This window comes from Actinocrinis sp., assembly GCF_035650855.1.
Taxonomy (GTDB): domain Bacteria; phylum Actinomycetota; class Actinomycetes; order Streptomycetales; family Catenulisporaceae; genus Actinocrinis.
Window position 1 is genome coordinate 1 of sequence record NZ_DASRGV010000136.1, and the last position, 9,308, is coordinate 9,308.

The 9,308-nt window shown below is 71.4% G+C and carries 4 protein-coding genes and 2 pseudogenes; 4 read left to right on the plus strand and 2 right to left on the minus strand.

Features of this window, described 5'->3' with window-relative positions; translation table 11 throughout:
- Together VFB40_RS10755 and VFB40_RS10760 are read left to right on the plus strand one after the other, a co-directional pair.
- Window positions 1-333, plus strand: a pseudogene (locus VFB40_RS10755) (hypothetical protein); the annotation flags it as partial.
- Between the two features lie 210 nt (window positions 334-543).
- Window positions 544-1,119 (plus strand): TetR/AcrR family transcriptional regulator, encoded by a 576-nt coding sequence (locus tag VFB40_RS10760; RefSeq protein WP_324849490.1) that lies wholly within the window; start codon window positions 544-546, stop codon window positions 1,117-1,119.
- Between the two features lie 54 nt (window positions 1,120-1,173).
- Here VFB40_RS10760 and VFB40_RS10765 read toward each other — a convergent pair whose 3' ends face one another.
- Window positions 1,174-1,359 carry a DUF3046 domain-containing protein gene (locus VFB40_RS10765; RefSeq protein WP_324849492.1) on the minus strand — a complete coding sequence of 62 codons (186 nt, stop codon included), beginning with the start codon at window positions 1,357-1,359 and terminating at the stop codon, window positions 1,174-1,176.
- Between the two features lie 53 nt (window positions 1,360-1,412).
- Between VFB40_RS10765 and VFB40_RS10770 the strand changes: the two genes are divergently transcribed.
- Window positions 1,413-6,371 (plus strand): DEAD/DEAH box helicase, encoded by a 4,959-nt coding sequence (locus VFB40_RS10770; protein ID WP_324849494.1) that lies wholly within the window; start codon window positions 1,413-1,415, stop codon window positions 6,369-6,371.
- 157 nt (window positions 6,372-6,528) lie between these two features.
- Here VFB40_RS10770 and VFB40_RS10775 read toward each other — a convergent pair whose 3' ends face one another.
- Window positions 6,529-6,954 (minus strand): hypothetical protein, encoded by a 426-nt coding sequence (locus tag VFB40_RS10775; RefSeq protein ID WP_324849496.1) that lies wholly within the window; start codon window positions 6,952-6,954, stop codon window positions 6,529-6,531.
- A 1,301-nt stretch (window positions 6,955-8,255) separates the two neighbouring features.
- Here VFB40_RS10775 and VFB40_RS10780 point away from each other — a divergent pair.
- Window positions 8,256-9,308, plus strand: a pseudogene (locus VFB40_RS10780) (hypothetical protein); the annotation flags it as partial.

Sequence of the window (9,308 nt, forward strand, 5' to 3'; positions counted from 1 at the left end):
ACTCCGACTCAGCCGACTCCGACCCCGACCGGTTGTGGCTGCCCGCCGCCCCCGCCGCCTCCTCCCACCACGCCGTGCCCGCCGTCCGGTACGACCACGTCGACGCCGACCAGCTCGGCGCCCGGCGGTACCCCGTCGTCCACCGTCTCTCCGACCAGCACCAGCTCGCACGGCGGCCCGAACGGCGGCACCAACGGGAACGGATCATCGGGTAAGGCGACCGGAGTTCTGGCGCACACCGGTTCCGGCGCGCTCGCGATGGCGCCGCTCGGTGCCGGCCTGATCGGCGGCGGCGTGCTGCTGCGCAAGCGCTTCCCGAGCCGCTCGCACTGATACCTAGATCTTCCAGCTAGACCTCCGCTCCAGGGAAAGGGCGCTCTGATCTGAACCCGCCCTTCCTCTCGTTCGCCCCGGCCGCCTCCGCGCCGGGGCGAGCGCCTTTTGCCGCCCGCTAGCACCCGTCCTTGACGCGCCCCGGCTAACCAACTTAGCTTTTCAGCTAGTAGACCAGTCAACCGGCCGCAGCGCCTGGGAGGTGCACGGATGCCGCGAGCGGGGCTCTCCCCCGACGCCGTCGTCGACGCCGCACTCGAAATCCTCGACGCTCGCGGATCCGAGGGCTTGACCCTGAAAGCGATCGCCGACGCCACCGGCGTGGCCGCGCCGTCCCTCTATAAACACGTGCGCGGGCTACCCGAACTGCGCCGGCTTCTCGCCATCCGCATCCTCAACGAGACGGCGGAGCAGATGGGCGCCGTCGTCATGGGACGGGCAGGAGAGGAGGCGCTGCAGGCCTATCTGACCGAATATCGGCGGCTGGCCAGCGAGTTTCCGCATCGGCACGCCTTGATCGAGCGCGCTTATTACGACGATCCAGCCTTCACGGCCGCCTCGGAACGGCTCGTCAATGTCGCCTACGCGGTCGTGCGCGGCTTCGGGCTCGCTGGCGAGGACCTCGTGCACGCCGTGCGCTGCGTGCGCGCGGCGGTGACCGGTTTCGTCAGCCTCGAGCTTGGCCTCGGCTATCGGGCACCCACCGAGACCGACGCCAGCTTCGCCTACCTCAGCCGCGTCCTGGCCACCGGGCTGCGCCCGAGCTCGACAGCAGCAGCGGCGTAGCCGATAGCCGCCCCGCACACCTCAGCCCGCAGTCAGCCCGCAGTCAGTCCGCCGTCAGTCCCGCAAATCGAGCGACCGGCGCACCGCCGCCCAGACCTCTTTCGCCGAAACACCCTGATCAAGCGCTTGCAGCACGGTGCGCCCGCCCAGCTCGCTCATCACATGATCGCGGGCGAACGAGTCCACATAGCCGGGCCCGAACTGCTCCGTCATCCGCTCCCAAAACAAGGTCAACCGCACCCCGGAAGCCTATCCGGCGGCAATCTGTCAGTGGGGGCAGGGAAGATGTCCGTATGGGTCTTATAGACGGGTTCGCGGAGCCGACGCGGCAATGGTTCAACGGCGCGTTCGCCGAGCCCACCGCCGCGCAGACCGGCGCGTGGGAGGCGATTCGCGGCGGTCACAACGTGCTGGTCATCGCGCCGACCGGCTCGGGCAAGACCCTGGCCGCGTTCCTCGCCGCGCTCGACCGGCTCGCCTTCGGGCCGCCTCCGCAAAGCGACCGCCAGCGGTGCCGCGTGCTGTACATCTCACCGCTCAAGGCCCTCGGCGTGGACGTGGAGCGCAACCTGCGCGCGCCGCTGGCGGGGCTGCGGCAGTCCGCGGTGCGCGCCGGACTGCCCGAGCCCGACGTGCGGATAGCGGTGCGCTCCGGTGACACCCCCTCAGAACAGCGGCGCAAGTTCCAAAGCAGTCCCGCGGACATCCTGATCACCACGCCCGAATCGCTGTTCCTGCTGCTGACCTCGCAGGCGCGCGAGGCGCTGAGCTCGGTCGAGACGGTGATCGTGGACGAGGTGCACGCGGTCGCCGGCACCAAGCGCGGCGCGCACCTGGCGCTGAGCCTGGAGCGGCTCGACCACCTGCTGCCGAAGCCCGCGCAGCGGATCGGCCTTTCCGCGACGGTGCGGCCGGCCGAGGAGGTGGCCCGGTTCCTCAGCGGCACCCGGCCGGCCACGATCGTCGCCCCGCCGACCGCGAAGAGCTTCGACCTGCGCGTAGTCGTCCCGGTCGAGGACCTGACCGCGCTCGAAACCGTGGACACCGATCCGGAGTCGGTCCCGGCCGACGAGGCCGGTCGGCGCAAGGCCTCGATCTGGCCGCATGTGGAGAACCGGGTGGCCGACCTGGTCGAGGAGCACACCTCCACCCTGGTCTTCGCCAACTCCCGGCGGCTGGCCGAGCGGCTGTGCAACCGGCTCAACGAGATCCACGCCGCCAGGATCGGCCTCGACCTGTTCGCGCCCGATCCCGTGCTGGTGCCCGCGGGCGGGTCCGCCGCCGACCTGGCACCCGGCTTCGACTCCGACGGTGACGCCGACGCCGATCTCCGTCTCGCTCCAACCGCCACCGCGCCCACCCGGCTGCCGGCCGAGCTGATGGGTCAGGCGGGCTCCGCTTCGGGAGCGCCGCCGCTGCTGGCCAGGGCGCACCACGGTTCGGTCTCCAAGGAACAGCGGGCCGAGGTGGAAGAGGCTCTGAAGGCCGGGCGGCTGCCCGCAGTCGTGGCCACCTCCAGCCTCGAACTCGGCATCGACATGGGCGCGGTGGACCTGGTCGTGCAGGTCGAATCGCCGCCTTCGGTGGCCTCGGGGCTGCAACGGGTCGGCCGGGCCGGGCACCAGGTCGGCGCCGTGTCCCGCGGCGTCATCTTCCCCAAGTTCCGCGGCGATCTGCTTCAGGCAGCGGTGGTGGCCGAGCGCATGCGCAGCGGGAAGATCGAGGCGATCGCGCCGGTACGCAACCCGCTCGACGTGCTGGCCCAGCAGCTTGTGGCGATGTGCGCGGTAGACAGCTGGGACACCGGCGAACTGCTGGACCTGCTTCGCCGGGCCGCCCCGTTCGCCACGCTGACCGAGTCGGTGTTCGAAGCCGTGCTCGACATGCTGGCCGGGCGCTATCCGAGCGACGAGTTCGCCGAGCTCAAGCCGCGCATCGTGTGGGACCGGGAGGCGGGCACGATCTCCGGTCGGCCGGGCGCGCAGCGGCTCGCGGTCATCTCCGGCGGCACGATCCCGGACCGAGGGCTGTTCGGGGTGTTCCTGGTCGGCGGGGACGAGAAGCGCGGCGGACGGCGGGTCGGCGAGCTGGACGAGGAGATGGTGTACGAGTCGCGGGTGGGCGATGTGTTCACCCTCGGCACCTCCTCGTGGCGGATCGAGGACATCACGCACGAGAAGGTGCTGGTCTCCCCGGCGCCGGGGCAGCCCGGCCGGCTGCCGTTCTGGAAGGGCGACGCGCTCGGCCGGCCGCTGGAGCTTGGGCGCGCGCTCGGTGCGTTCACCCGCGAGTTGACCGCGCTCGAACCGCAGGACGCGACCGAGCGGCTGCGGGCGGCGGGGCTGGACGAGTGGGCGGCGGGCAACCTGCTCGCCTACCTGTCCGAGCAGCGCGAAGCCACCCGGCACGTGCCCGACGACCGGACGATCGTGGTCGAACGTTTCCACGACGAGCTGGGCGACTGGCGCGTGGTCATCCACTCGCCGTTCGGGGCCCAAGTGCACGCGCCGTGGGCGCTGGCCATCGGGGCGAGGCTGCGCGAGGAGTTCGGGTTCGACGCCCAGGTCATGCACGGCGACGACGGGATAGTGCTGCGGCTGCCGGAGACCGACTGGGAGCAACCGTGGGCCGAGCTCGACGGAGACGCGGACCCGGCCGCCGACAGCCATGCGAATATCGAAAACGTGTTCGACTCCTGCGCACGGTTCCCCGCCGACGAAATCGAACAGGCGGTGACTGACCAGGTCGGCGGCTCGGCGCTGTTCGCCGCGCGGTTCCGCGAGTGCGCCGGCCGCGCCCTCCTGCTACCGCGCCGCCGACCGGGCCAGCGCGTGCCGTTGTGGCAGCAGCGGCAGCGCGCCTCGCATCTGCTCGCGGTCGCCTCGAAGTACGCCTCGTTCCCGATCGTGCTCGAGACGGTGCGCGAGTGCCTTCAGGACGTGTTCGACGTGCCCGGCCTTGTCGAGCTGCTTGGTGACATCGAGGCGCGGCGGGTGAGGGTCGTGCAGGTCGAGACCCCGTCGCCGTCGCCGTTCGCGAAGTCTTTGCTGTTCGGTTACGTCGCGCAGTTCCTCTACGAGGGCGATTCGCCGTTGGCCGAGCGCCAGGCCGCCGCGCTGAGCGTCGATCCCTCGCTGCTGGCCGAACTGCTCGGCCAGCCGGAGCTGCGCGACCTGTTCGACGTGGAGGTGCTTTCCGCGCTCGAAGCCGAGCTGCAACACCTGGCCACCGACCGGCCGGCTCGCGACGCCGAGGACGCCTCCGACCTGCTGCGCCTCCTCGGACCGCTGTCCACCGCCGAAGCTGCCCGACGCGGCGTCGAGGCCGACTGGCTCATCGCCCTGGAACGCTCGCGCCGCGTCATCCGGGTGCGGATCGCCGGCGAGGAGCGCTGGGCCGCGATCGAGGATGCCGGCCGACTGCGCGATGCGCTCGGCGTGCCGCTGCCGGTGGGCGTCCCCGAGGCGTTCACTGAGCCGGTCGTCGACCCGCTCGGCGATCTGATGGCGCGTTACGCGCGCACCCATGTCCCGTTCTCAGCCCGGCAGCCCGCCGAGCACTTCGGCCTCGGCGTCGCGGTGTGCGTCACCGTCCTCGAACGACTTGCCGCAGACCGGCGCGTCATCCGTGGCGCATTCCGCCCGGACGGCAGCGGCGACGAGTGGTGCGATGCCAGGGTGCTGCGACGTCTGCGCAGACGAACTGTGGCGGCGTTGCGGCAGCAGGCCGAGCCGGTCGGCCCGACCGCGCTGGCCCGGATGCTGCCGCTGTGGCAGTCCGTCGGCCAGCCGGGCGAGCGGCCGGACCGGCGCATGCGCGGCGTCGACGGCGTGCTGCGCGCCGTCGAACAGCTCGCCGGAGTCCCGGTGCCTGCGTCGGCCCTGGAACGGCTGATCCTGCCCTCCCGGGTGTCGGACTATCAGCCCGCGATGCTGGACGAGCTCACCTCGGGCGGCGAAGTGGTCTGGGCCGGAGCCGGCGCCCTCGCCGTGGACGACGGCTGGATCGCGCTCGCGCCCGCCGCGATCGCGCCGTTCGTACTGCCCGAGCCGACACCGCTCGACGACGCCTCACCAGCGCAATGGGCGCTGCTCTCCGCTCTGGAGCGCGACGCCGGCTTGTTCTTCCGCTCACTGGTCGAACACGTCACCCAGGCCGAGGTCCAGCGCTCGACTCGCGCCCAGGGGCAAGGCCCGGACTCCGCAGACCGCACCAGCGCGCCAGCCTCCCCGAATCCGCCCACCGATCCCGCTGACGTCCTCGCCGCGCTCTGGGACCTCGTCTGGGCAGGCCGCGTCACCAACGACACCTACGCGCCGGTCCGCGCGCTGCTCGGCTCGGGCCGCACCGCACACCGCGCGAAGCGCCCGACTCCGCGCGGCCGCTACGGAGCGTTGCGCTTCGCCGCGACCGTCCCGGCCGCGGCCCCGGTGCTGCCCAGCGCCGTCGCGGCCACGGCGGTCGGCCGCTGGTCGCGACTGCGCACCGCGATACCGTCCGCGGATCCGCGCGCACGGGCGGCCTCGGCCCAGGTGCTTGGCGAGGTGCTGCTGGATCGATACGGCATCGTCACTCGCGGCTCCGTGGCCTCGGAGCGGCTGCCCGGCGGTTTCAGCGCGGTCTACCGCGTCCTGTCGACGTTCGAAGAGGCCGGCAGGTGCCGCCGCGGCTACTTCGTCGAGGGCTTGGGAGCGGCGCAGTTCGCCGCAGATGGTGCGGTGGACCGTCTGCGCGCTCTGTCCGGCGACTCGGATCAGCCGACCTCGAATCGCACGCCCACCACGCTGCTGCTCGCGGCCGCCGATCCCGCGAACCCCTACGGCGCGGCAGTCCCGTGGCCGGACCGCCCGATAGGCCACGCACGGTCCACAGACGCCACCGCACACCCAGCCTCGTCATCGCCCGCGTCGCCCGAATCGCCCGTGATCGCGGCACCGGCCGCCCCAGGCCACAAGCCAGGCCGAAAGGCTGGGGCCCTGGTTGTGCTGGTAGACGGCGAGCTGGTGCTCTACGTCGAACGCGGCGGCCGCACGGTGCTCTCGTGGACCGACGTACCGGAAACGTTGGCCAGCGCCGCCAACGCGGTCGCCGCAGCCGTACGCGATGGCCGCGTCGGCGCGCTCACGGTGGTCACCACGGATGGCGTCCCGGTGCTCGCAGCCGGCTCCAGCGCCACGCCGACGCCGGTCGCCGCCGCGCTATCCGCCGCCGGATTCGCCCTATCCCCCCAAGGCTTGCGCTTGCGCCACTGACCCGCGCCGCCCTCAAGCCCGCCACAACCCCTCACACGCCCCGCAACCATTTGCCTGTCACCAACTGCCTCCACTGTCCCCGCCCCTCGCCACTCGCCCTCGCGTGCCCCCTCCCAAGCACCTGTCGCACTCCCCGCTCGCGACCCGCTCCACCCCATCACCGCCGCTCTGCGCGCACCGTCCACCGGTCCGGCCCGTTCGCCGGCGGCGCCGGGCGACGCTGCAGCCTGAACACGGCTGGCGTTCCGAACCGGCCGATCGACGCAATCACCAGCCAGTGTTCGACCTGCGCAGGCTCTTCCGGCTCGGGCGCGTCCTGGTCCCGTCCCGCCTGCCCGGACTCGACCGACTCACGTTGCCTCGGCGGCATCGGAGCAGCGTCCCGCAGCCCACGGCCAGCAGTTCCTTGCTCCCGTCCTTGCTCCCGCGCCGGGCCTCGCCCCAACCCCTGCGGCTGCTCGCCCTCCGCCTGGTCCCGCGCCGCCGCATGACGCCCTCGGCGCCGCGGCTCCACGTCGGGCTCGATCCAGCGGCCGAGGATCTCGTGCACCACGTAGAGCCGGCCGCCGAGCAGGAAGTACACCGGTCCATCACCGCCGCGAAGGACGTCGCAGGGTTCCGCGTCGACTTGTTCTGACATCGCGATCGTCATGGCTCCCCTGCCGTATGAGTGCGCGGACACGGTGGTTGTAGACCCGTCCCGGGTGCGGCGGACCGCAAAGGGGCACGTCGCGGACCCGCGCAACCGCGGACCCCCGGCATCCCCCAAGGCCCCGGAGGGGCCACACGTCGCCGCCGGCCGCAGGCTTCCCCGGTGCCTCCCTGCGCTCACAGCAGTGGACCAGCCCGGTGCGACTCGGGCGGGAGCGCGGTGACGCCCCCTGCGGACGGCGGCGACGCTTGTTCGAATCTTTGTTCGAACGAGTCCAACACTACCCCGCTCGGGTCCCGCCATCCAGCCGAATCTCGAATATTCGCTCGAATCAGTGACACGGCGCGGCAGACCCACACGTCACCGCAGTTCCACGCGCCGAAGCGCGCTAGGACCGCTCCGAGGACCCCCGTCGACCCGGGCGTGTCGCGCCATCGAACCGGAAACGACTACAGATCGTGCTCTTCCCTTAGCGCTCAGCCTGCGCCAACATGGAAAAACGGATCCGAAACCAAAAAACTATGCGGTCTCGAGTCCGATAGTTACCGAACCGTGACCAAACGTGTCCACAACCATTCGGGCACCAAGGTGGTCCTACTGGGTGGATCGGCGAGCTGCGAGGGTCTCCGCGTCGCCGGTTAACCCGGGTGGGGTGCACAGGGAGGGGACGTCGGCGCCGCCCGACACCGCAGGGGAGAGTGGTGTCGGCGCGCCCGAGGGGGTGCGGCGGGGTCCGCGCGCGCGTCGTGGGGGTGCGCGCTCGGACCCCGCCCGACACCCATCACCTAGCGTCACAGCCGCTCCGACCCACCGTCAGAACGGTCGTCCGCGAGTGCTGAGCGCGACGGCTCGCCCACCCACCGCCGCGCGATTGGCATTTGCCAGCCCTGGTTGGCAGTCGAACGCACGCCCTAAGCGCTGCCCCGATTGGCACGGCCAGCGCAGCGCATCCAATCGACTCGGCCCACGTCCACTCGAACGCTCGGCCAAGGAAGCGCCACCTGCTTTCCGCTCCGCGTCCGCGCGATCTGTCTGGATGCGTCTGAATGCAAGCGTCCGACTGCGCCTGGATGCGCCACGCGGCGCGGCCCGCTTGCCGAGTCGTCTCAGCTCCCCGCCTACGCCTGTCCGAGCGTCAGATTCGCTCACTCGATAGGGTTTAACTGTCTGTTTATCAGCCAGATGGAGTGATTCAACCAGCGTCGGACACGCCGCAGGGTAATGCTCCTTACGTGACCCGCATCGCATCGTTCGATGGACTGCCGGACCTGGGCTCGCTGGGCTTCACCGCCAAGCGAACCCGCGGGTCGCTATCCCGGGCCGTTTCGGGGGCGGCCCTGACGGCGATAGAGCGCAGGATCTCAGGGCTCGACATTTCCACTTCGGCGAAAACGCCATCCACCACTACGCCGTGGGCGCTGTCGGCCTTAGGTCTCGGGATCGGGTTGGCGGCCTCGGTAGCGGTCACGTCTGGCCTGGTCAACGCCGCATCCAGTGCCGCATCGACTGCTGTCGGCACGGTGTGGCGTGGCTCGCAGCGTCGCCGGGGAGTCCACATCAACCCCGCCGCGCTTCACCTGCACTGCACCACGGCTCGGCCACCCGAGGCCGCCGAGCCGGTCTCAGTGCTGATAGCGATGCGGCACGAGCCCGCTCCCGCGGTCGCCGCGATACGCGCCGCGCTGCGTCAGCGCGGGGTCGACCATCTGGACATCGTCGTGCTCGATGACGGCTGCCCGCAGGAAACGAGGACCGCTCTGCGGCGAGAGTTCGGCGACGATCCCCGCGTGCGGATCCTCGCCGCTGCACCGCTGCCTCGTGGCTGGTCGCCGCATGCGCACCGCTACCACCAGCTAGCTGTCGCCGCACGTGGCAGGGTTCTGATTTTTGCTGAGCCGTGCGCACCGTTGGGGCCAAACGCGGCCGCGGCTGCCACGGCACTGCTGCGTGGCGAGCAGCTCGACCTCGCGGTGCTCGACACCGGTCGGCCAGCGCCGAAGTCAGCCGATTCGCAATCCGCTCACGGCACCGACGCTCGGTCAGCCGCACCGCCAGCGGGAGAATCGTGGCAGGCGGAGGCGCAGCAGGCGCGGACTGACCGGAGCGGCCAAGGCTCGGTGAAGGGCGAAGCGAAGAGCGAGCACACACGCGTGCGCCAGGCGGCACACGGTCTGCACGGCCATCACCGTTCGGGCCGCGCGAATGGCGGCACCGGGCCGGGCATGGGCCCAGGCATGGGCACGGGTCGCACGCACCCGGGCCGGTTCGCTGTCGCCGTCGACGCT